General features: G+C 61.0%; 19 protein-coding genes. 8 read left to right on the plus strand and 11 right to left on the minus strand.

Going from position 1 to position 21,757, the window contains the following annotated elements; genetic code table 11:
* Window positions 1–33: 33 nt before the first annotated feature.
* From AC1PUL_RS04225 to AC1PUL_RS04235, 3 genes are all read right to left on the minus strand, one after another.
* Window positions 34–774, minus strand: coding sequence for a substrate-binding periplasmic protein (locus AC1PUL_RS04225; RefSeq protein ID WP_480466769.1), 741 nt, complete (start codon window positions 772–774; stop codon window positions 34–36).
* 24 nt (window positions 775–798) lie between these two features.
* Window positions 799–3,177 (minus strand): EAL domain-containing protein, encoded by a 2,379-nt coding sequence (locus AC1PUL_RS04230; RefSeq protein ID WP_480466770.1) that lies wholly within the window; start codon window positions 3,175–3,177, stop codon window positions 799–801.
* Between the two features lie 205 nt (window positions 3,178–3,382).
* Window positions 3,383–3,976, minus strand: coding sequence for a 50S ribosomal protein L25/general stress protein Ctc (locus AC1PUL_RS04235; RefSeq protein ID WP_480466771.1), 594 nt, complete (start codon window positions 3,974–3,976; stop codon window positions 3,383–3,385).
* Between the two features lie 295 nt (window positions 3,977–4,271).
* On the opposite strand from AC1PUL_RS04235, the gene AC1PUL_RS04240 reads away from it, so the two are divergent.
* From AC1PUL_RS04240 to AC1PUL_RS04255, 4 genes are all read left to right on the plus strand, one after another.
* Window positions 4,272–6,350, plus strand: coding sequence for a putative bifunctional diguanylate cyclase/phosphodiesterase (locus AC1PUL_RS04240; RefSeq protein ID WP_480466772.1), 2,079 nt, complete (start codon window positions 4,272–4,274; stop codon window positions 6,348–6,350).
* Window positions 6,351–6,495: 145 nt separating this feature from the next.
* A complete protein-coding gene (locus tag AC1PUL_RS04245) occupies window positions 6,496–7,452 on the plus strand; it encodes a helix-turn-helix domain-containing protein (RefSeq protein ID WP_480466773.1) in 957 nt (318 codons plus the stop codon).
* A 274-nt stretch (window positions 7,453–7,726) separates the two neighbouring features.
* A complete protein-coding gene (adh, locus tag AC1PUL_RS04250) occupies window positions 7,727–9,241 on the plus strand; it encodes an aldehyde dehydrogenase (protein ID WP_480466774.1) in 1,515 nt (504 codons plus the stop codon).
* Between the two features lie 108 nt (window positions 9,242–9,349).
* Window positions 9,350–9,718, plus strand: a complete 369-nt coding sequence (locus tag AC1PUL_RS04255) for a DUF779 domain-containing protein (protein ID WP_480466775.1) — start codon at window positions 9,350–9,352, stop codon at window positions 9,716–9,718.
* Window positions 9,719–9,792: 74 nt separating this feature from the next.
* Here the strand turns inward: AC1PUL_RS04255 and AC1PUL_RS04260 are convergent, their stop codons facing one another.
* The 8 genes from AC1PUL_RS04260 to lgt form a co-directional block, all read right to left on the minus strand.
* Window positions 9,793–12,075, minus strand: coding sequence for a methyl-accepting chemotaxis protein (locus tag AC1PUL_RS04260; RefSeq protein WP_480466776.1), 2,283 nt, complete (start codon window positions 12,073–12,075; stop codon window positions 9,793–9,795).
* A gap of 80 nt (window positions 12,076–12,155) precedes the next feature.
* Window positions 12,156–13,010 (minus strand): hypothetical protein, encoded by an 855-nt coding sequence (locus AC1PUL_RS04265; RefSeq protein ID WP_480466777.1) that lies wholly within the window; start codon window positions 13,008–13,010, stop codon window positions 12,156–12,158.
* Window positions 13,011–13,154: 144 nt separating this feature from the next.
* Window positions 13,155–14,087 carry a ribose-phosphate pyrophosphokinase gene (locus tag AC1PUL_RS04270; RefSeq protein WP_480466778.1) on the minus strand — a complete coding sequence of 311 codons (933 nt, stop codon included), beginning with the start codon at window positions 14,085–14,087 and terminating at the stop codon, window positions 13,155–13,157.
* 152 nt (window positions 14,088–14,239) lie between these two features.
* Window positions 14,240–15,028 (minus strand): hypothetical protein, encoded by a 789-nt coding sequence (locus tag AC1PUL_RS04275; protein ID WP_480468485.1) that lies wholly within the window; start codon window positions 15,026–15,028, stop codon window positions 14,240–14,242.
* Between the two features lie 142 nt (window positions 15,029–15,170).
* A complete protein-coding gene (locus AC1PUL_RS04280; protein WP_480466779.1) occupies window positions 15,171–16,322 on the minus strand; it encodes a M24 family metallopeptidase in 1,152 nt (383 codons plus the stop codon).
* A 1-nt stretch (window position 16,323) separates the two neighbouring features.
* A complete protein-coding gene (gene pgeF, locus AC1PUL_RS04285; protein WP_480466780.1) occupies window positions 16,324–17,118 on the minus strand; it encodes a peptidoglycan editing factor PgeF in 795 nt (264 codons plus the stop codon).
* Between the two features lie 133 nt (window positions 17,119–17,251).
* Entirely contained in the window at window positions 17,252–18,352 is a 1,101-nt protein-coding gene (locus AC1PUL_RS04290; protein WP_480466781.1) for a class I SAM-dependent methyltransferase, read from the minus strand.
* A 9-nt stretch (window positions 18,353–18,361) separates the two neighbouring features.
* Complete coding sequence (gene lgt / locus AC1PUL_RS04295) at window positions 18,362–19,210, minus strand: prolipoprotein diacylglyceryl transferase (RefSeq protein WP_480466782.1); 849 nt, start codon at window positions 19,208–19,210, stop codon at window positions 18,362–18,364.
* 190 nt (window positions 19,211–19,400) lie between these two features.
* On the opposite strand from lgt, the gene AC1PUL_RS04300 reads away from it, so the two are divergent.
* The 4 genes from AC1PUL_RS04300 to AC1PUL_RS04315 all read left to right on the plus strand — a co-directional run bounded on the left by AC1PUL_RS04300 (window position 19,401) and on the right by AC1PUL_RS04315 (window position 21,747).
* Entirely contained in the window at window positions 19,401–19,661 is a 261-nt protein-coding gene (locus tag AC1PUL_RS04300) for an accessory factor UbiK family protein (protein WP_480466783.1), read from the plus strand.
* Window positions 19,662–20,084: 423 nt separating this feature from the next.
* On the plus strand, window positions 20,085–20,585 hold the full coding sequence (locus tag AC1PUL_RS04305) for a type III secretion system chaperone family protein (RefSeq protein WP_102018032.1): 501 nt from the start codon (window positions 20,085–20,087) through the stop codon (window positions 20,583–20,585).
* A gap of 2 nt (window positions 20,586–20,587) precedes the next feature.
* Window positions 20,588–21,406, plus strand: coding sequence for a pyrroline-5-carboxylate reductase (proC, locus tag AC1PUL_RS04310; RefSeq protein ID WP_480466784.1), 819 nt, complete (start codon window positions 20,588–20,590; stop codon window positions 21,404–21,406).
* Window positions 21,403–21,747: a tRNA-binding protein gene (locus AC1PUL_RS04315; protein WP_480466785.1), complete on the plus strand. Its 345-nt coding sequence runs from the start codon at window positions 21,403–21,405 to the stop codon at window positions 21,745–21,747. Before proC ends, AC1PUL_RS04315 begins: the two co-directional genes overlap by 4 nt.
* Window positions 21,748–21,757: the final 10 nt, after the last annotated feature.

Raw genomic sequence — 21,757 nt, forward strand, 5'->3', positions numbered from 1 at the left:
TCCGGGTTCTCCCAACGCGAATTGACGGCGATGTCAAGGGTTGGCTGCGAGTTCCGGCAGTTCCGCCTTGTCGAGACCATAGCTTTTCAGGATCTCCGCCTGGGTGCCGTCGGCGATCAGCTTGTCGAGCGCGGCCTGCATCTTGAGCCTGATGTCCTCGGGGAAATTCTTGTTGCAGGCGATCGAGAAGGTCTGCTCGGTGAAGACGAACTTGACTTCGATCGGTTGGCCTTCCCGCTTCAGCGTCACGTAATGCTGTTCGTCGATCGGCATCAGGTCGATGCGGCCGCTTTCAAGCTTCTTCAGGGTGAGCTTCAGGTCGGTCGCCAGGTCGATTTTTGTGAAGCCTTCCTTTTCAAGGATCGTCTGGGTGTAGTCGTCGCGTTGCGTGCCGACAGTGAAGGCACGGGCCTCCTCGATGCTGCGCGCCGTGATATCGCCGCCCTTGCGCCCGATCATCAGGTTGCGGCCGATGGCCAGCGGCTCGACCCAGGTAAAGATTTTGTCACGCTCCGGAATATGGGCGGCGGTGAAGACGCAATGCATCGGTTCGCTTTCTGCCAATGCAATTGCGCGCGCCCAGGGCATCATCTCGATGGTGTAGGGGACATTGATCTCCTTCATCATCAGAAGGACCTGATCGTATCCGGCCCCACGGATCTCGCTCCCGACCCTATAGTTATAGGGTGGATAGTCTTCCGTGGTAAAACGGACGACATCTGCGGCGGCGACCGGGGCCGCCGCGAGTGAAAGCATGATGGTAAGTACTTTCATTGCGGTTCCCTCCTTCAAGAGCTGTCAGCCGGCGGAGACTTTCGGCATCCGGACCGACTGGCTGCTGGATTTCTCGATCAGTGCAGAAAGCGGCTGTGGGCGGGCAAAGTGGTAGCCCTGGCCATAGTCCACACCGAATTCTTCCAGAATCTGACGCTGCTCTTCCGTCTCGATGCCTTCAGCGACGACGGTGCACTCCATCTTGTGCGAGATCGCGGTGATGCCTTCGACCAGCATGCGGCTCTTGTGGCTCAGTTCCGGCTCGTCTTCGGTCAGCGAGCGGATGAAGGACTGGTCAATCTTAACAATATGGACGGGGAAGCGGTTCAGGTAACTCAGGGAAGAATAACCTGTGCCGAAATCGTCCAGCGCGATGCGATAGCCGTAGCGATTGAATTCGTCGAGGATCGTTCGGATCTGCGGATTGTCATGCAGCAGCGTCGCTTCGGTGATCTCGATCACGATGCGGTGCGGCGCGATGTCGTAATGGGCTGTCAGGGCGGCGAGGCGAACCGGCAGGGACGCATCAAACTGCAGAGGCGAGAAGTTGACCGCCAGATAGGCGTCGCCATCGCCCGTGGCGGCACTGAGGCGGGCCAGATTGGACAGCGCCTTCTCGAGAACCTGACCGCCCAAGCGATTGATGGCACCGGTTTCTTCGGCGACGCCGATCATCTCTGCCGGGGAGACGACTCCGCGATGCGGATGGACCAAGCGCATCAAGGCTTCGTAGCCGACCGTGCGACCGCTCGCAACCTCGACGATCGGCTGGAAGAAGGCGTCGAACCAGTCTTCCGCCAGGCCTTCCTCAATGTCGTGCTCGATTTCGGCGCGGCGGCGGGTGTGATCCTGGATCTCAGGATTGTAGAGCTGCGCGCCATTCTTGCCGTCGCGCTTCTTGCTGTACATGGCCATATCGGACTTTTGCAGCAGTTCGGCTGCATTGGTCGCATGGGTGGGATAAATGGCAATGCCGATGCTTGCGCTCAGCCGCACGGTCGAATCCTCGATCGTCATCGGATTGACGAAGATGTCGCAGAGCGCGTGACTGATCCTTTTCGCCAGCGGTTCGATCGATTGCCCACGCAGAAGAACTGCGAATTCGTCGCCGCCGAGGCGTGCGGCTATGGCACCCTTCGGAAGCTCATCCTGCATACGATCAACGAAACGGCGCAGGACGAGGTCGCCCGCCTGATGGCCCAGATTGTCGTTGATCCATTTGAAGCGGTCGAGGTCGACAAAGATACAGGCGAGTTCCTCGCCCGCCGCATCGGTGGCGGCAATCTCGCTGTCGAGGGCGGTCTCGAAGCCCTGTCGGTTGCGAAGCCCGGTCAGATGGTCGGTGATCGCCTGGCGGTGGTTGCGCTCTTCCGACTGTTTGAGGGCGGTCACATCCGTCATGACCGACAGCGACAGATCCTCATCCGCGCCCTCGATCTTGCGGTTGGCTTCGGCGATCAGGACATCCATGATGGTTCCGTCGGCGCAGACGAATTGCGTCGTCGCCTCCAGGACATCGGCGATGGAGCGGGTTTTCTTGCGGTCGTGATAGGTGGCCCGTGCCTCGGCGGGGACGAGTTCGATAAACTGGCGGCCAACGATCTGATGACGCTGGTAGCCGGTGGCCAACAGCCAGTAATCGCTGACGCCGGTAATCCGGTCTTCTTCGTCGAGCGAAAACAGCATGGCCGGGGTGGTGTTGTAGATATCTGTCGCGCGGCGGTGCGCAAGGCGAAGCTCGCCTTCCTCCTGCTCCAGCTTGATCTGCATGGCGTTGAAACTGCGCGCCAATCGCCCGATCTCGTCGTTCGACTGCCAGTCCACATGGTGGCGGGAACCGAGCCGGCGTGTGGCCTCGATGGCGGCCGTGAGCTTGAGGAGCGGCTTCATCACCATCAACCGGTTGCCGATGACGGCGGCGCCCACGACGCCCATGACCGCCAGCATGAAGATGCCGATCAGCATCACTTCTGCCTGGCGCAGAGATGAGAATATGTCGATCCGGCTGTAGTAAATGGTGATGGTGCCGACCAGTTTCGGGCCTTCGACGGCACGATAGAAGATTTCGCGCGTGATCGATTCCAGACCGTTTTTCGGCCATTTCGGTAGCGCGGGCATGGCGACGGAAATGCCGCCCGAGACATCTTTGACGCTGACGCGGCTTACCGGCCCGTTGGAGATGATCGTTGCCGTGATCTGTTCAACACTTTCCTCGTCGAAGTCCCAGAGAGGCTTGGCAAGCGCCTGGGCGTTGGCCGCGAGCAGGATATCGAGGTTCTGCTGAAGTTCATTGGAGGCGCGCTCGGTCGCGAGCGACAGGAAAAGCGCGAAGAGCGGCACGACCAGGATGAAGATCGTGATCCCCACGATGGCAAGGAAGCGGCTCTCGACCGAACGAGTCATCGGCGGGCCGCCTCTGGCAGGGCGGGATCATGCGGCATGATGCTTCGGGCTCCCTCACGCAGTCACTGAGAGCGGGAGGTTTTCACGAAATACTTTAAATCTAACTAAAGGAAGATGATTGGTTTCGACCTTCCGGCGCAGGCCGTGTCACGAAAAAACCCACCCTTTGCGGGGTGGGTTTCAATTGTTGGCGTGATCAGAGCGATCAGGCTTCGGCTTCTGCTTCCATGCCGCCGGCCGGAGCAACGATCGTGGCGATCGTGAAGTCGCGGTCGGTGATGACGGGGCTGGTGCCAGCCGGGAGCTTGACGGCCGAGATATGAACGCTGTCGCCGACCTTCAGGCCAGCCAGGTCAACCGTCAGGAATTCCGGAATGTCGGAAGCCGGGCAGTGCAGTTCAACTTCGTGACGAACGATGTTGAGAACGGCGCCGGTCTTGATGGCCGACTTCTCTTCGTTGATGAAGTGAACCGGAACTTCAACCGTGACCTTGCTGTCGGCCGAGATACGCAGGAAGTCGACATGCATCGTGAAGTCACGAACGACGTCGAGCTGGTAGTCCTTCGGCAGAACGCTGATCTTCTGGCCATCGATGTCGATGATGGCGACGGTGGTCATGAAACCGCCGGCGTGGATGCGCTTGGTGATCTCGTTGGTGTTGATCGAGATCGAAATCGGGGCCTGCTTGTCACCATAGATGACAGCCGGGATGAAACCGTTGCGGCGAAGTTCGCGGGAGGACCCCTTACCTACCCGTTCGCGTGCTACGGCCTTGAGCTCGTAAGAAGCGTGGCTCATGGCTTTACCTTTCAAGTTACTGGAGAGCCCTGGCGACGCATCTTGGTCATGCCAGAACCGGAGACCGTTGCCGGTCCCATCCACATTGCCTCCAAGGGTGTCTGTGCGGATCGGGCGCCTATAGACCAGATGATGCGGAATAGCAAGGTTCTCCGGGGCATCCCGTCCGATTACGCGTTTGTGATTGCAGGCCTCGCGTTTCAGTCGCCGATATCGATTTGCTAACCATTCCTTTCAAGCTCTTTGAAATTGACGACTGCTAAATGAGATCTCTCTTTATCAAGTGGTCTCATTCATGCTCGAAGTCCTTTCCTGCTTAGTTGTCGAACACGACCCGCTCTCTCTGATCGCTGCCGTGACCATCTGCGTCTTCGGGTCGCTTTTGACGATGCGGCTCTTCGGCAGGGTCCGCAACACGCGTGGGGTGGCCCGGTTGAGCTGGATCTCGCTGACCAGCGTGATTGGGGGCGCTGCGATCTGGACCACGCACTTCGTCGCGATGATGGGCTATGAGGCGGAAGTTCTTGCGGGTTACGAACCCACGGCGACCTTGATTTCACTCGTGCTCGCGATCACCGTCACCGGTATCGGCTTCATGATCGCCGCGGCGACCCAACGCAGTCTGCTGATCGAGGCAGGTGGTGCGATCGTCGGGGCAGGCATCGCCGCCATGCATTATGTCGGGATGTCCGGCTATCAGGTGCAGGGCCATATTGAGTGGAACTCGTCCTATGTCGGTGCCTCGCTGATTGCAGGTGCCATGTTCGGGGCGGTGGCGACAAGCCGCGTCGCTCGGCCTGTCACCCGCTTCTGCCGCTATGGCGGCGGTGTTGCGCTGGTGCTCGCGATTGCGCTCACCCATTTCATTGGCATGACCGCCGTCACGGTCGTGCCGGATGCGCAGGCGGCGTTGCCGGCGGACATGCTGCCGGAAAGCGTTCTGACCGTCGTGCTGATGCTGGTCACGGTGCTGATCCTGTCGATCGGATCGATGACCTATGTGATCGATCGCCAATCGACGAAATCCGCCGTGGAACGCTACCGCCAGCTGTCGCTGCATGATGCCCTTACAGGGCTGCCGAACCGTGCGGCCTTCGTCGAACGTCTCGGCCACATGATGGAGACGCTTACTGCGGCCTCCGGGCGTATCTACCTCCTGTCTTTCGACCTTGATCGCTTCAAGGAAATCAACGACGTGCATGGTCACGCCGCAGGCGATCACGTCTTGCGGGTTGCCGCCGAGCGCATGGGTCTGAGGTTGCGGGAAGGGGAATTCGTCGCCCGCATCGGCGGCGACGAGTTCATTGCCGTGACCTCGCGTGTGTTCACCCATTCCGAGGCTCAGCAAATGGCGGAGCGGATCATCGGCGATCTCGGCCAGCCGATCGCCTGGGAGGAGATGACGCTCAGCATCGGCACCAGCATCGGCATCTCGGTGTTTCCGGATGGCGCCGATACGATCGACGATCTGCTAGCGCAGGCTGACACGGCCATGTATCGCGCCAAATCCGCAGGCAGCAACCAGATCTGTTTCTATGACCAGTCGATGGACCAGGCGGCGCGCGAGCGCAGTGCGCTTGCCATGGACATGCGCTCCGGCCTGGAGCGAGGCGAATTCGAGCTGTATTTCCAGCGGCAGAACAACACCCAGAGCGGGCAGATCGTCGGCTTCGAGGTGCTGCTGCGCTGGCGCCATCCGAAGCGCGGCATGGTCTCGCCGATGGAGTTCATCCCGATCGCTGAGCGCACAGGCTTCATCATGGAACTGGGTGACTGGGTTCTGCGCCAGTCCTGTGTCGAGGCGGTGCAGTGGCGCAATCCCTTGCGGATTGCGGTCAATGTCGCGCCGAAGCAATTGGCCAATGCCAATTTCCCGCAGCGGGTGCGTGACATCCTGAAGGAAACCGGCCTGCCGCCCGAGCGGCTGGAGCTGGAAATCACCGAGTCCGGCATTATCGCGGACCAGCAGAACGCGCTGTCGATTATCCGCCAGCTCAAGGCGATCGGCGTCAAGATCGCGATGGACGATTACGGCACGGGTTACAGCTCGCTGTCGACACTGCAGCTCTTCCCCTTCGACAAGATCAAGATCGATCGCGGCTTCATCGACAGCGTGGCGGAGAACCGTCAGTCTGCCGCCATCGTGCGCTCAACGCTGATCTTGGCCCAGAGCCTCGATATTCCGGTTCTGGCGGAGGGCGTTGAGAATGCCGAGCATCTCCGCTTCCTGCAGGACGAGGGCTGCGAGCAGGTTCAGGGCTACTTCTATGGCAAGCCCCAGCCGCTGTCGGAATTACAGGACATCGTCAATCCGGTGATGGATGGCGAGACCGCGTCCTCCGACACTCGCAAGGCGACGGGCCTCGCGGCCTAAGCGGCTGCGGGGACTTTGGGCAGAAGTGTCGCAGTTTTGCGCCATTTTGGAGCCGGAAATGACAGGTGTTAATTTGCTGCATTGATGAGCGATTGCCACCCGGCTGAGAAGGCGCATACTGGTGCCCGTGCTTTGGGAGGAGCCGATGCGTGAGGACACCAGACATTCCGAACTTGTCTATTCGACGGCGCAAAAAGCGTCTGCGGCGGTGACCTCGCCGGTTGCTGCCTCCTGGAGCCGCTGCCTCAACCTCTATCATTTGCAGCCCGAACAGGCGCGCAAGCCCATCCAGGTGGATGAAGCTCTCTACCGCGAGGCGCGTGAACGCATGGAGCGGCTGATCGGCAGTTCGGCGGATGAGGTCGATCGCCTCTACCAGATGGTCGGACGATCCGGCTGCTGTATCATTCTGGCCGATCAGAATGGCATCGTCGTCGATAGGCGAGGGGCTGCAGGCGATGATGTCGAGTTTCGCTCACTCGGCCTTTGGGAGCAGACACTTTGGAGTGAGGCGAGTGTCGGTACCAACGGGATCGGGACGGCGCTGGCCGATGAAAGGGCCGTGGTCATTCATCGCGATCAGCATTTCATGAGTGCCAATATCGGCCTGTCCTGCGCAACGGCGCCGATTCGCGACCATCTCGGTCGCCTGACGGCAGCGCTTGATGTCTCCACCTGCCGCAACGACGTGTCCGACATGACGCTTGCGGTTCTTTCCCAGGCCGTTCGAGATGCTGCGGCTCGCGTCGAGAGTAACCTCTTCCGCCAAGCCTTTGCCGGTGCCCGCATCGTGGTGGTGCCGCAGGCCAATTCACTTTCGGCGCTGATTGCCGTCGATGGCGATGATCTCATCCTTGGCGCAACCAAGGCGGCTCGGATCGCCCTCAAGCTCGATGACGGCCTGATCGCCCAGGGCATGCCGGCTGCCGATGCGCTGCGCGAGACGCGCGGCGAAAAGACTGGTGATCTCGACGATGCCGAACGGGCGGCGCTGCGCCGCGTGCTGTCACGCGCCAATGGCAACGTCTCGCTGGCGGCGCAGATGCTCGGTATCAGCCGCGCGACGCTGCATCGGAAGATGAAGCGCTTCCAGCTGCACTAGAACTCCCATCGTGGCCTGTATTTTTCGGACCAGCGCCATGGCTCTCAAGGCGCTCTCAGCAGTGTTTATCCAAGATCTGATAGTTTATCTTGGTTTCTTCAGCCGCCCTTCGATGAGGCGGCTTTTTTATGCGCCAACCACTGCTGCAAGTGTCGCAAGACTGACACACTGTGCGATGCGGTACTGTTTCATGGGGCTATCCGCGAAAGAAGAACACGGCAATCATCCTGCCATCGGGACCCGAGGAGGGGTCCCTTCACAGGGAGGATGACAGATGAACATTCAGGTCCAGACCATCGCTGCTTCGCCGTTCAAGCTGAGATACGGCAACTTTATCGGCGGTGAATTCCGCGAGCCGGTCAATGGTCGCTATTTCTCGAACACGACGCCAGTCACCGGCGGCAAGCTCTGCGACATCGCCCGTTCGGATGAAGCCGACGTCAATCTGGCGCTCGATGCAGCGCATGCCGCAAAGGACAAGTGGGGCCGCACATCGACCACCGAGCGCGCCAATATCCTGAACCGGATCGCCGACCGCATGGAGGCCAATCTTGAGCTCCTGGCGCGTGCCGAGACCTGGGACAATGGCAAGCCGCTGCGCGAGACCATGGTTGCCGATATTCCGCTCGCCATCGACCACTTCCGTTATTTCGCCGCCTGCGTTCGCTCGCAGGAAGGCACGATCGGCGAAGTCGACCATGACACGATCGCCTATCACTTCCACGAGCCGCTCGGCGTCGTGGGCCAGATCATTCCGTGGAACTTCCCGATCCTGATGGCCGCCTGGAAGGTGGCGCCGGCGCTGGCTGCCGGCAACTGCGTGGTGCTGAAGCCGGCCGAGCAGACGCCGGCCTCGATCCTGGTGCTGGCCGAACTGATCGCCGATCTGCTTCCGCCTGGTGTGCTCAACATCGTCAACGGCTTTGGGCTTGAAGCCGGCAAGCCGCTTGCGACCAGCCCGAGGATCGCCAAGATCGCCTTTACCGGCGAGACCTCGACCGGCCGGTTGATCATGCAGTATGCCAGCCAGAACCTGATCCCGGTGACGCTCGAACTGGGCGGCAAATCGCCGAACATCTTCTTTGAAGACGTGATGCGCGAGGATGACGACTATCTCGACAAGGCGCTCGAAGGCTTTGCGATGTTCGCCCTCAATCAGGGCGAGGTCTGCACCTGCCCGAGCCGCGCGCTGGTGCATGAGAAGATCTATGATCGCTTCATGGAAAAGGCGATCAAGCGCGTCGAGGCCGTCATCCAGGGCGATCCGCTTGCCATGTCGACGATGATCGGGGCGCAGGCCTCTTCCGAACAGCTCGAAAAGATCCTGTCCTATATCGACATCGGCAAACAGGAAGGTGCCGAGGTTCTTACGGGCGGCTATCGTAACCAGCTGCCGGGCGAATTGTCGGGCGGCTATTACGTCAAGCCGACCGTGTTCCGTGGCCACAACAAGATGCGCATCTTCCAGGAAGAGATCTTCGGACCCGTCGTCTCGGTCACGACCTTCAAGGACGAGGCGGAAGCGCTGGAAATCGCCAATGACACGCTCTATGGCCTCGGTGCCGGCGTGTGGAGCCGCGATGCCAATACTTGCTACCACTTCGGCCGCAGCATCCAGGCCGGTCGCGTCTGGACCAATTGCTACCACGCCTATCCGGCGCATGCGGCCTTCGGTGGCTACAAGCAGTCGGGTATCGGTCGCGAGACGCACAAGATGATGCTCGACCACTATCAGCAGACCAAGAACATGCTGGTGTCCTATAGCCCTAAGGCCTTGGGTTTCTTCTGAGAGCCTCCCCAGGGGCGGTGTTCCGCCAATGCCGCCCCTCGATGCCCCCTCTTCCTGTTCTTGACCAGGAGGAGGGGTTCTTTCGTTCTGAAACCAGGAGGGCAGACAATGACCAGCGGAGATCAGCCGCGCGTGGTGGCGACCGAGGCCGCACTCGCGTTTCTCGCCGAGATCAGACAAGATCACCCCGACATCCTCTTCCATCAGTCCGGCGGATGCTGCGATGGGTCTTCGCCGATGTGTTATCCGGCGAGCGAATACCGGGTGGGCGAGACGGATGTGAAGCTAGGCGAGATCGGCGGCGTGCCGTTCTATATCAGCGGCAGTCAGTATGCCGTCTGGGCGCATACGCAGCTGATCATCGACGTTGTGCCCGGCAGGGGCGGGATGTTCTCGCTCGACAATGGCCGCGAGCGGCGGTTCCTCACGCGGTCACGACTGTTTTCGGGTGGCGAGGCCTGCAGTCTTCCCGCTTGAGGTGACCGTGAACGCAAGACCCGCCGGCTGGAGCCGGCGGGCTTTGTCTTCGCGAGGATTGTATTTGCGGCTTTTCAGGCGGCGCGACGGGCAGATCCGCTGTGCTGGCCAATCGTGAAGCGCGCGACCTGCTCGGTCAGTCCATCCGCTTCCTGGGCCAGCGCGAAGGCTGCTGCCGTCGTTTCCTCGACCATGGCCGCATTCTGCTGGGTCATCTGGTCGAGTTCATTGACCGAGGCATTGATCTCGGAGAGACGCGCGGACTGTTCTCTTGAGGCACCGGCGATGGCGCCGATCTGATCGTTGATGGCGGCGATGTTGTCTTCGATCGTGTGCAGGCGATCTCCGGTCTGCAGCACCAGAGTGACGCCATCCGAGACATTGCTCGTCGAAGCATTGATCAAAGCGTTGATGTCGCGCGCTGCTGCCGAGGAACGCTGCGCAAGCTCTCGCACTTCCTGGGCAACGACTGCAAAACCCTTGCCAGCTTCACCCGCACGCGCGGCCTCGACACCGGCGTTGAGCGCCAGAAGATTGGTCTGGAAGGCGATCTGGTCGATGACGTCGATGATCTGCTGGATCTTTGAGGAGGATTCCTCGATCCGCTGCATCGCGGCGATGGCCTGGTTGACGACGTCCGACGATGCCTTGGCGCCCTTCAGAGCATCTGCCGAAACCTGGACTGCGGTCTCGCAGCGGCGCAGGGCATCGTGGACGCTGCCGGTCATCTCGCCAAGGGCGGCGGCGGCTTCCTCCAGCGAGGATGCCTGGCGTTCCGTCCGATGCGCGAGGTTGGCCGAGGCGCCCTTGAGGTCGTTCGAGCCGCCGCGAATGGTGTCGGCGCTGGCCATGATGGCGCGGATCGTTTCCTCAAGCTTGTCGAGAGATTCATTGAAATCGACGCGCAGATGGTCGAGTTCCGGCACGAAGCGGGTTTCGATGCGCAGGTGCAGCTTGTCGTTGGAGAGGTTCTTCAGGCCGGCAGCCAGGGCGTTGACGGCTTCCTGAAGCTCCTGGGCGCTGCGCTGCTTTTCTGCCTCGCGCTCGCGCCGCTCGGCATTCATCTGAAGATCACGGCTTTCCGCTTCCTTCTCGATGCGCTCCTTTTCGAGGGCGTTCGTGCGGAAACTGTCGAGTGCCCGGGCCATCAAGCCGATCTCATCACGGCGTCCTGTGCCGTCGATTTCAATCGCCGTGTCGCCGTTGTTCAGGCGGTTCATTAAGCTGGCGAGCTGGCTCAACGGGCGTGTGAGGCTGGAGGACACGGCGACACCTACTCCGCCCATGACGACGAGGACAGCGACAGTGGCCAGCAAGGCCCATTTTGCCAGGTCGTCAGAGGAGGCGAGGATACCGCGTTCATTCTGGCCGATCGCCAAGAGGTTCTTCTGGCCGAAGAGCGTGACCGGCATGAAACTGTAAAAGAGGTTTCGATCGCCGGAGGCGGCGAAGTCCGATCCCTTGCTGCCGCTACGCGCTGCCGCTACGAGGGCTTCCGCTACAGTCGCATTGGCGCCACCCGAGATGGTTCCTGCGCGCAGGCTGCCGTCCTCGGCAAGCAGGAAGCTGTCGTCAATGCTCTGTCCCAATCCGTCCGGTGCTAGCGAAGCCGCGAGGCGGTTCGCGCCCACGCGGATGACGATGACGCCCTTGCGGACGATTTCGCCCCAGACCGAAACCGCGAGGGGTTGCGCGACCAGTGCCGAATGCGTGTCGTCGGCAGCCCGCATTTCGCTGAAGCCGATGGAATGCACCTGGGTCACATCGCCAGCCTGGGCGGCATCGAATGCCGCCTTCAGCGCCGCATTGGCGGGATCGGCGACATTGGTGAGGAAAGCTTCGCCCTTGGTGACGGAATAGATGATCTGCCCACTGTTATCGATGACATAGATGTCGCTGACATTGGTGTTCTGCCGCGTGCTGGCGATGGTGCCGTGAACGGCGGCGTGGCGTACGCCGTAGAGCAGTTTCAGGCCGGATCCATCAATCGACGCCCGTTCCTCCGGGCTCTTGGCTGGATCCTGGAAAACCTCGCGGATTTTCGCTTCCTCGATTTTGATAACAGCTGCCACTGTTTCGGCCGCTTCGCCAAGCGCCGAATTCTGGGCGAGTTCGCCGAGCGCCTGCTGAATGCGGATTTCATAGGCGCTCAAAGCCTTTGCCTGGGTTGAGGCGACGCTTTCCAGACGCAACTTGCTGGCCTCGATCAACCCGTTCTTGCCGACCTGGTAACTCAGGAGCCCGACTGCCATGCAGGAGACGAGGGTCGCGCCGACCACCAGTCCTGCGAATTTTGCCTTTACCGACAAGAGCGCGCTCGAACGCGCAAGCGTTTCCTTGGAACCAACCACAATCATCCCCCCGACCAGATCCTGGCGGGAAAATTAGTCTGATTTATTTACCGTTGGGTTAAGGTCGGAAGGCGCTATGTCGCTCATCAACGCAGTCCCACTTTCTCGCAGGCGGCGTCGATGATCGACAGTTTGTGGGCTTGGGTGGTGTGATATTCGCGCAGGAATTGCTGCGTAATCCACATGGTCGAACGGCCCCTGCTGCCTTCCCAGCCGATGCTGCCGATCAATTCGGCCTCGCGTAGCTTTCGGTTCAGGTGCGTGCGCGAGAGGCGGAAGCTTTCGGCCAGTTCCGGGACGGACCGCAATTGCGTCGGGACGCGCTGGACGGATGGATCGACCGGATCAACGCCGACCATCAACCAGTCCATGACGATGCCGCCATTGTTCAGCCAGGTGAAGAGAGACCAGGTCTTTGGCGGGCTTCGCAGATGCGGCGAAATCATCGACCGGGTGGAAATTTCAGGATGCAGGTATGCCATGACGTTTTCATCGGCCTCGAAGGCATCGAGGCGATGCCCACCATCCAGACGGTCCAGACTGGACAGGTGGATGGAGACCCACCGCCTTGTGGCGGCAATGGTTTGCGGAGCTGGGAGGACCGGGCGATTGCGTCGGTCAGAGGTTTGACCAGCTTGCGCGACGCCGTAGACCAGCATTTCCTTCATAAAGGCATCCGCTGTGTTCACAGAGGAGATGCCGAGCGTTTTCACCTGTTCCAGGTAGCGTGCCATCAGCACCACGGGTTCGGGATTGCCGCGCGCGACTTCCGAGAAATAAATGCCCATTGCCAGATGCCCGAGCAACCAGCGCTGTTGTGTCCCGAAGACAGCCGCCAGGCGCGGGCTCTCCTCATGCACGCGCAGCAGCGCTCTTGACTGGTCGCGGATCGTTTCGTGAAAATCAAAATGAGCAAGCAAGTGTTCGACGGTGAGCGACATTAAATCACACGTGTCTAACTGGAAATTATCTTAAAACGAAAATACCGGACGAACATCTATGCAAAGTAAAATGAGGGCGCAAGGGGTTGTGACGTCGCTCACAAAGGATTGCGTCGCCTTATCCCAAATCGATCGAGGTTGAGGTCAGTCGAACAGGCTGGAGACCGATTCTTCCTGGCTGGTGCGGTTGATCGCCTCGCCGAGCAGCGTCGCTGTCGACAGAACGCGGATATTGTGGGCCGACTGTACCGCCGTTGTCGGCTGGATCGAGTCGGTGATCACGAGTTCGCGCAGCTTCGAGGAGGAGACGCGGGTGACCGCGCCGCCCGACAGGACGCCATGGGTGATATAGGCGGTGACGCTGGTGGCGCCGTTCTTCAGCAGGGCTTCGGCCGCGTTGCAGAGCGTGCCGCCGGAATCGACGATGTCGTCGATCAGAATGCAGTCCTTGCCGGCGACTTCACCGATGACGTTCATGACTTCGGACTCGCCCGGACGGTCGCGACGCTTGTCGACGATGGCGAGAAGACAGTCGAGGCGCTTGGCGAGCGAACGGGCGCGCACGACGCCGCCGACGTCGGGGGACACGACCATGACGTTGTTGGTGTCATAGTGTTCCTTGATGTCGCGCGCCAGAAGCGGTACCGCATAAAGGTTGTCCGTGGGTATGTCGAAGAAGCCCTGAATCTGGCCTGCATGCAGGTCGAGCGTCAGCACGCGGTCGGCGCCGGCTTCGGTGATCAGGTTGGCAACGAGCTTGGCCGAGATCGGCGTGCGGGGGCCAGGTTTACGGTCCTGGCGGGCATAGCCGAAATAGGGAAGGACGGCCGTGATGCGGCGAGCAGAGGATCGACGGAAGGCGTCGATCATGATCAGCAGTTCCATCAGGTGGTCATTCGTCGGGAAGGACGTCGACTGAACGACGAACACGTCTTCACCACGAACGTTTTCCTGGATCTCTACGAAGATTTCCTGGTCTGCGAAACGGCGGACGCTGGCCTTGCCGAGTGGTACGTTGAGATAGGAGCAGATCGCTTCGGCCAGTTGCCGGTTCGAATTACCTGCGAAAACCTTCATCTTGGCCCGCCTGTTACCATGCTGAGATGCGGGCTTTTTAGCGCCCTTCCCCCTGAATGCAAGAGGTTTGGACAGCTCGGCCCATATTTTCGGTTGATGCGCCAAATGGGGCGCAGGATTTGCGGTTTTCGAAGGCGGATGTCGCGCACCGGTCAACCGCCGCGACTGTTCCGCCATGATACATATTCGGCCATGCTCTTGGTGGCGATCTGCTGCATCACCGAGGCCGGAACGGCGGCCCACGGATCCTGGGCGCCTGAGGGCACGACTTCCTGGCCCTGGATACGGTGCAGGCGTCCGCCGCTGCCATCCAGGATGTCCCAGACATAGGTGATCGTCACATTGCCTCCATCGGAAAAGGCGGAGAAATAGCCTTTGAGGATATGCTCGCTCGATGCGTCACTGGCACTCTTGATGGTGAGGCCGCGGGCGCGGGCCTCGGCGCCTAGCTGCCGGGAGAGAGGCGTAACGGCTTGCACCGGTGCGCCGATGATCGGCAGGAAGCGGATGCTGCCGGTGGTTTGTGCGGCAGGGGGAAGGGCGGCCTGCTGTGCCGCTGGCGGCGGGCTCGTCTGTGCGGCGGTCTGCGCCACCTGCCTTGCCGGCTGCTGCTGCTGCGGGGTCTCGGGGAACGACTGGCCTTCCATGCCATCGAGCGGTGCGGAGGCGACGGGATTGCTGCCGCCCTGTGCGAGGGCCGCCGCCTGGGCCTCCAGCGTGTTCTGGGGGCCGCGCGCGGTATCTGCAAAGCCGGGCTCCGCAAGCGGTGCGCTCTCGACAGGCTGGCGTGCGGATGCGGGCGCTGCAAGTTCCTGCTGGTAGGCGGGGGGAAGGCTTCCCATGCCGCTGCCGACATCTGCGCGTGGCGTCAAGACATCGGGGCTGTTGCATCCCGAAAGAAGCAGCAACAGGCCGACGGTTCCGGCCAGTGTCCTGGTCATCATGCGGGAACGTCTCACCACGGCCGGTCCTTCCGCTTCGATCCTGTCACAATTAATGTGACTAGCATGCTTAACCTGTCAATTGGCTGAATGGACAGGCAAAACCGCGTTACCTCTGCCCTATACTGCCCAAGAGCTGGTCTCAGACACTGATCAGATCGAGCGGGTGACGTGACAGAGTCTGCGGGGCGGTCTCTGTCGTGAGGTATGTGTGGCCAATGGTCATCGCCGCCTCGCGGTCACTGTCCATGATGATCATGTGCACGAAGAGGCTCATGTCCGCCGCGATTTCCTGTGGGTTCCCGGCATGGAACATCTGGTGCTCCATCCAGGACGGGGCGAAGCGGGCGCCGACGGAGTAGCCGCAGGCATTGAAACGATGGCGGGTCAGCCCGCGTTCGTCCATGACCTTGGCATGGGCGTCGAAGACCTCGCCGAAGCTATGCCCCGGGCGCAGCACGTGTTCGACCGCCCGCATGCCCTCAAGCGCTGCCGTATAGAGTTCGCGGTGGCGGGGCGAGGGGTCGCCGATCAGCACCGTGCGCAGCATCGGCGCATGGTAGTGGGCCACAACGCCAGCCCATTCGAGTGTCAGCTGATCCGTGGCTGACAGCTTGCGGCGGCCGGATTTGTAGCGGCAGAGCAGGGCGTCCGCCGCAGACCCGATGACAAAGGGATTGGCCGGATAATCGCCGCCGCCTGCAAGTACGGCCGACTGCATGGCGGCCAGGATTTCCGCTTCATCGGCATCGGGACCAATCAAGGGCAGGGCAGCGTCGAAGGCGAGGTCTGCAAGCTCCGCAGCCTCCTTGATCTTGGTGATTTCGGCCGGCGATTTCACCAGCCTGAGATTGCTCACGAGATAGGAGGCATCGACGGCCTCACAGAAATTGGTGAGCTGATTGTCGACAAGACGGGCGACGCGGCCGGTCATGCCGTGGGTGTCGTATTCTACGCCGACGCGCATGCCGAGCAGATCGAGATCGCTCAGGAGATTGCGCAGATCAACGGCGGGATCGGCATTCAGGCGGTCGACCCAGACGACGATGTTCTCAATGGTCGAGGTGTGCTTGGCCTGGCGCAGGTCGGGTGTGCGTGTCAGCAGGGTCTGGCTGCCGTCAGCCTTCACGACGAGTGTCTGGAAAAAGCAGTAGCCGAAGCTGTCGAAGCCGGTCAGCCAGTACATGCTTTCTTGGGCAAAGAGCAGGACCGCGTCGAGCTTTTCCTCGGCCATGCGCGCCATGAGGCGGGCGCGGCGGGCGGAATACTCGCTTGCTGTAAAATGCAGGGCCATGTCATTCCTCCTTGATCGCGATCGCGGAAATCTGCCGCCCATAGTCGGGCTCGCCCGCATGGGTGGTCCGGCGATAGGAAAAGAACGTCTGAGGCGCCGCATAGGTGCATTGGTCGAGGCTGTCAGCGGTGACGCCGGCCTCTGTCAAAAGCTTTACGGTAAGCCCGGGAAGGTCGAACATGGCGTGGCCGGGCTTCGAAGACGGCGTGAAGAAGGCTGCAAATTCGGGATTGACGGCGATGAAGCGGTCAACGAATTCCGGGCCGACTTCGTAATTGGCGCGGGAGATCGACGGCCCGAGCGTCGCGTGGATCCTGTCGCGGCGCGCACCGAGTCTGACCATCGCGTCGATGGTGTTTTCCAGGACGCCACCAAGGGCGCCCTTCCAGCCTGCATGCGCCGCACCGATCACACGGTTTTCCGGATCGGCGAAGAGGATGGGCCCGCAATCGGCGGTGAGGACGCCCAGGATGATCCCCGGACTTGCGGTCACCTGCGCATCGGCCTGCGGACGGCTGCCGTCATAGTCTGCGCTGACGACAACGACGTCGGGAGAGTGGACCTGGTGCGCCGTTGCCAGACGCTCGAGCGGCAGGCCGAACCAGGCGCTGACGCGGCGACGATTTTCGCGGACCTTGTCCTGGTCGTCATGCGAGCCGAGGCCGACATTGAGGCCCTGGTAGATGCCTTCGGAGATGCCGCCGTCGCGGGTGAAGAAGCCATGGCGAATGCCCGAAGGGGCCATGGTGGCGAGGCTGTCTGCCAAGATGGGGCGTGGCTGGTCGGCTGTGCTCATGATCGGGTCTCCTGAGCCCTGGCAAATCACGCGTATGCTATGCGGATCTTGCGAAGCTATTGAATTGCATCGGCTTTCTTCGATTTTGAGCCGGTAGGGAGCGGGGCGATCGTGCAGATCACGCCGCTCTCTGTCAATGCTTGGACTTGAAAGGCAGCAATTGCACCGAGGGCATGGAGACCGCCATGACCTTGAAGAGTTCGCCCATATTGCCATCGCCGGAGCCGGCCAGGCGATGCACGGCCTCGACGATTTCCGTTTGCGTTTTTTCGTCCTTGTCGCGGCCGAGAGAGGCGGCGCGCTGCTCGATGCCCAGGCCGACAAGGAAGTCTCCCTGGTGCATGCAGCCGTTCAGATGGACGCCGGCGGCGAGCGCCGTGCGGGCGAGGTTTTCGAAGTCGACATGGCTGGTCAGATCCGCAAGGCCTGGATGGGCCAGCGGCGGATCATATTGGTGGGCGCGTACCGCCTGCAGCGTGTCGCCGAAATTGCTGACCATATGCCCGTAATCGATGATCAGGGCGGTGCCGTGATGGGCGATCAGCCGTTCGCAGATGGTCAGCATGACCGATTGGCGCGCCGGAGCCACTTCGAAGATCTCGCCGTCGGCGGGCTGGCTGATACCCTGGGGCAGCATGGACGGGTCGAGTTTGGCGACCCCCAGCGTGAAGCAGAGCTCGTCATTCTCATCAATGCCGACCATGCGCTCGCGGAAGCCGTCCGGTGTGCTGACGAACTGGCGGATCGGGATGGCATCGAAGAGTTCGTTGGCCGCCAGCAGCGTGAAGCCTTCCGGCAAGCCATCGAAACTGTCGTGCCAGGACACCTTGTCGCCATGGGCCGAAAGCGTTTCCATCTGGGTGAGCTTGAGGAGCGCACTCGTCTCGACGAGATGAACGGTCGCCGTCTCGTAGAGCTCGGGCGCGGCGCGCGAGATCACGCGCAGCATGTCGGACATCATCGTCCCGCGGCCGGGGCCGATTTCCACCAGGCGGACGTCACGCGGTTCACCGTGGCGCTGCCAGGTGTTGATCATGAAGATGCCCAGCATCTCGCCGAAGAGCTGGCTGATCTCGGGTGCCGTGACGAAGTCGCCTGCGCGTCCGAAGGGATGGCGCGTACGGTAGTAGCCGTGCTCGGGGTCGGCCAGGCAAAGTGCAAAATAGTCGGTCACGCTGATCGGACCATTGGCCGATATCAGCGACTTGATCTTTTCGGCAAGCGGCGTGGCCATCGGCGCTCCTCAGCCTTCGGTAACAGGAGCAGTCGACCGCGACCGCAAAAAGATCCAGAGCCCGATCAGGAGCATGGGCAGCGACAGCACCATGCCCATGGTCAGCCAGCCACCGAAGAGGTAGCCGATCTGCACGTCTGGCTCGCGGAAGAACTCGACGAAGATGCGGGCTGCCGCATAGCCAGCTACGAAAATGCCGGTGATGCGGCCGGGCGCTCTCAGGGCTCCAAAGGCACGGGCGAGGATCTGCAGGACGATCAGCAGGACCAGGCCTTCCAGCACGGCTTCGTAGAGCTGGCTCGGATGACGCGGGAAGGGGCCCCCGGTCGGGAAGGCCATGGCCCATGGCACATCGGCGGGGCGGCCCCAGAGCTCACCATTGATGAAGTTGGCGATACGGCCGAAGAACAGGCCGAGTGGTACGACGCTGGCGACGAGATCGAAGAGGCTCCACAGGCGGATCTGGTGCTTGCGGGCGAAGAAGACCATGGCGAGCGTTGCGCCGATGAAGCCGCCATGGAAGGACATGCCGCCATTCCAGACTTCGATCGCGCGCATGGGATTGGCGGCGATCGAGGCGAAATCATAGAAGAAGATATAGCCGATGCGGCCGCCTGCGACGACGCCGATCGCCACCCAGAGGATGAAGTCGTCGATCTGCTGCAAGGTGGCGGGTGCCTGACCGTTCGGCCATAGATGCGGGCGTTTCAGCAGGTCGCGGGCGATCGTCCAGCCGAGCAGGATGCCAGCCACATAGGCCAGCCCATACCAATGGACCGCCAGCGGGCCGATCGAGAAGGCGACCGGATCGATCGCGGGAAAGGATACGGCGGCGAAAAGGTCCAGGACTGACAACAATGGAGTACTTTCGTTAATGCTGGAGGAAAATGGCGTTGCACATTGACCCGGTCAAGATGGAATCGGGGCGTCTGCGACACCGTCAACCACCTTTATATTGCTGTTCTGTCTTGCATGGCGGCGGATGAGGTCCTACCTCGTTCTCAAGGGCTCTTTGTCCAACTGCTGTCCGCTTCCAGAGGAGTTACCCATGACAACCGGACCAAACCGTATTCTTGATGATTTCGCCAAGTTGATGACGGACGCCGCCGGCGCTGCACAGGGTGTGCGAAAGGAAGTTGAGACGGCGTTTCACGCGCAGATGGAGCGCTGGATGAACAGCATGGATCTCGTCAAGCGGGAAGAATTCGACGTGGTCCGCGAAATGGCGATCAAGGCACGGGAAGAGAACGAGGCCCTGCAGAAGCGGCTTGATGAACTCGAAGCCAAGCTCTCGGCCCAGGGCAAGTAACACCTTACGCCATTCTGTTTTTCTGCTGTCGAAGACCCATTGCCATCGGCTTTGGGTCTTTTTGTATTTTCAGGATCTTGACGGCTGTTTTCGACGCTCTTCCCACGAAAATTTTGCAGCTTGTGGACAGGTGGCAAAAAGCCAATCGGCAGAGTCGCTTAAGGGGTGATGCAAAGGCGATTCTGAAAGCGCCATCCACAGGCCTCTGAGCCAAATATGGCGAAGGGGGCTGGTGCTGGCTCCGCACGATTATACACTGATTTTCAACGATGATTCTGAGCGGGGGCCGCGTAAGTTTCGGGCAGGGTGCGTGTTTTACCCTGGGGTCCTTCGGAATCGTTTTCAGTAGTTTCCGGTTCAGGTGTCCGAGTGGCCCGGCGGTTCGCCGGGTGCCCGTATTCATTCCGGTCAAGAAGGTGATGCATGAGCCTCATGGAAATCGAAATCGAACGCCAGTCCAACCCGGTCGACATGATCGAGTTTGTGGCGGCGACCAATGACTGGTCGTTCGAGCGTTCGGGCGAAGACGAAATTGCAATGACCGTCGAGGGGCGCTGGGCCGACTATCATGTCTCCTTCTCCTGGATGGAAGAATTCGAAGCCCTGCATCTTGCCTCAGCCTTCGATCTCAAGATCCCCGAAAACCGTCTGAACGAAGTCATCAAGCTGCTTTCCTACGTGAATGGCCAGGTGCTGATGGGTCACTTCGATCTCTGGCGAAACGAGGATGTGGTGATCTTCCGCCAGTCGCTGCTGCTCGCCGGTGGGGCTGAGCCCACGAACCGTCAGGTCGAGGTGCTTCTCTCTTCTGCCGTCGATGCATGTGAAGCCTATTACCAGGCCTTCCAGTTCGTCGTGTGGTCCGGCATGGACGCCAAGAGCGCCATGGACGCCGTTCTGTTCGAGACGGTCGGGGAAGCCTGAGTATGACGACTGCTGCATTCGGACACATCGTCCTCGTCGGGGCCGGCAATATGGGCGGCGCGATGCTGGCCGGTTGGCTGAAGAGCGGCGTTCCCGGTTCGTCGGTCACGGTGCTTGATCCGGCGCCTTCCAACACAATGATGGCCCTGATCACCGAGGCGGGGGCACGGCATTGCGTGGCTGCGCCGGACGGTCTCGTCGCCGCTATCCTCTTTCTCGCGGTCAAACCGCAGGTGATGGATGCGGTTCTGCCCGCCCTCAAGTCTCTGTTGGGGCCGCAGACGACAGTCGTTTCCGTCGCTGCCGGCAAGACTATTTGCTCGATGGAAAGCCATCTCGGCAAGGCAGCCATGGTGCGGGCCATGCCGAACACGCCGGCGATGGTCGGCCGCGGGATCACCGGCGCTTATGCCAATGCAGCCGTATCGGCAGCACAGCGCGACATCGTCCACAAGCTGCTTCAGGTCTCCGGCCCGGTCGAATGGGTCGAGACCGAAGCCGATATCAATGCGGTCACCGCTCTCTCCGGCAGCGGTCCGGCCTATGTCTTTTATCTCGTCGAATGCATGGCGGAGGCGGGCCGTAAGGCCGGTCTGCCGGCGGACCTCGCCATGCGTCTCGCACGAGAAACGGTCGCGGGGGCTGGTGAATTGTTGCACCAGTCCCCCGACCCGGCGTCCATTCTGCGCAGGAATGTGACCTCTCCCGGTGGGACGACCGCAGCGGCGCTTTCCGTGCTGATGGCTGAAGATGCCATGCAGCCGCTCTTCGACCAGGCGATTGAGGCGGCGCGCAAACGGGCCGAGGAACTGGCACTGTGAGCGGATCCGAGATCAGTTTCGCCGACTTCGAGAAGGTCGATATCCGTGTCGGCACGATCGTCGAGGTCGAGAGTTTTCCCGAGGCGCGCAAGCCGGCCTACAAGCTGAAGATCGATTTCGGTCCCGAGATCGGTATCAAGAAGTCCTCGGCGCAGATCACCGTTCACTACACGCCGGAAACGCTTGTCGGACGCCAGGTGCTCGGTGTCGTGAATTTCCCGCCGCGCCAGATCGGGCCGTTCCGCTCGGAGGTTCTCACACTCGGCTTCGAGGATCAAAACGGTGCGATCGTTCTGGCGGCGGTCGAGCAGGCCGTGCCGAATGGCAAGAAGCTGATGTGAGATCCTGAGA

The sequence above is a fragment of the Rhizobium sp. P43 genome, assembly GCF_056730705.1.

What these genes read in the sequence shown, in the direction of transcription:
- AC1PUL_RS04225 (WP_480466769.1), bottom strand. Translation starts at nt 774, where the DNA reads ATGAAAGTACTTACCATCATGCTTTCACTCGCGGCGGCCCCGGTCGCC.
- AC1PUL_RS04230 (WP_480466770.1), bottom strand. Translation starts at nt 3,177, where the DNA reads ATGACTCGTTCGGTCGAGAGCCGCTTCCTTGCCATCGTGGGGATCACG.
- AC1PUL_RS04235 (WP_480466771.1), bottom strand. Translation starts at nt 3,976, where the DNA reads ATGAGCCACGCTTCTTACGAGCTCAAGGCCGTAGCACGCGAACGGGTA.
- AC1PUL_RS04240 (WP_480466772.1), top strand. Translation starts at nt 4,272, where the DNA reads ATGCTCGAAGTCCTTTCCTGCTTAGTTGTCGAACACGACCCGCTCTCT.
- AC1PUL_RS04245 (WP_480466773.1), top strand. Translation starts at nt 6,496, where the DNA reads ATGCGTGAGGACACCAGACATTCCGAACTTGTCTATTCGACGGCGCAA.
- adh (WP_480466774.1), top strand. Translation starts at nt 7,727, where the DNA reads ATGAACATTCAGGTCCAGACCATCGCTGCTTCGCCGTTCAAGCTGAGA.
- AC1PUL_RS04255 (WP_480466775.1), top strand. Translation starts at nt 9,350, where the DNA reads ATGACCAGCGGAGATCAGCCGCGCGTGGTGGCGACCGAGGCCGCACTC.
- AC1PUL_RS04260 (WP_480466776.1), bottom strand. Translation starts at nt 12,075, where the DNA reads ATGATTGTGGTTGGTTCCAAGGAAACGCTTGCGCGTTCGAGCGCGCTC.
- AC1PUL_RS04265 (WP_480466777.1), bottom strand. Translation starts at nt 13,010, where the DNA reads ATGTCGCTCACCGTCGAACACTTGCTTGCTCATTTTGATTTTCACGAA.
- AC1PUL_RS04270 (WP_480466778.1), bottom strand. Translation starts at nt 14,087, where the DNA reads ATGAAGGTTTTCGCAGGTAATTCGAACCGGCAACTGGCCGAAGCGATC.
- AC1PUL_RS04275 (WP_480468485.1), bottom strand. Translation starts at nt 15,028, where the DNA reads ATGACCAGGACACTGGCCGGAACCGTCGGCCTGTTGCTGCTTCTTTCG.
- AC1PUL_RS04280 (WP_480466779.1), bottom strand. Translation starts at nt 16,322, where the DNA reads ATGGCCCTGCATTTTACAGCAAGCGAGTATTCCGCCCGCCGCGCCCGC.
- pgeF (WP_480466780.1), bottom strand. Translation starts at nt 17,118, where the DNA reads ATGAGCACAGCCGACCAGCCACGCCCCATCTTGGCAGACAGCCTCGCC.
- AC1PUL_RS04290 (WP_480466781.1), bottom strand. Translation starts at nt 18,352, where the DNA reads ATGGCCACGCCGCTTGCCGAAAAGATCAAGTCGCTGATATCGGCCAAT.
- AC1PUL_RS04300 (WP_480466783.1), top strand. Translation starts at nt 19,401, where the DNA reads ATGACAACCGGACCAAACCGTATTCTTGATGATTTCGCCAAGTTGATG.
- AC1PUL_RS04305 (WP_102018032.1), top strand. Translation starts at nt 20,085, where the DNA reads ATGAGCCTCATGGAAATCGAAATCGAACGCCAGTCCAACCCGGTCGAC.
- proC (WP_480466784.1), top strand. Translation starts at nt 20,588, where the DNA reads ATGACGACTGCTGCATTCGGACACATCGTCCTCGTCGGGGCCGGCAAT.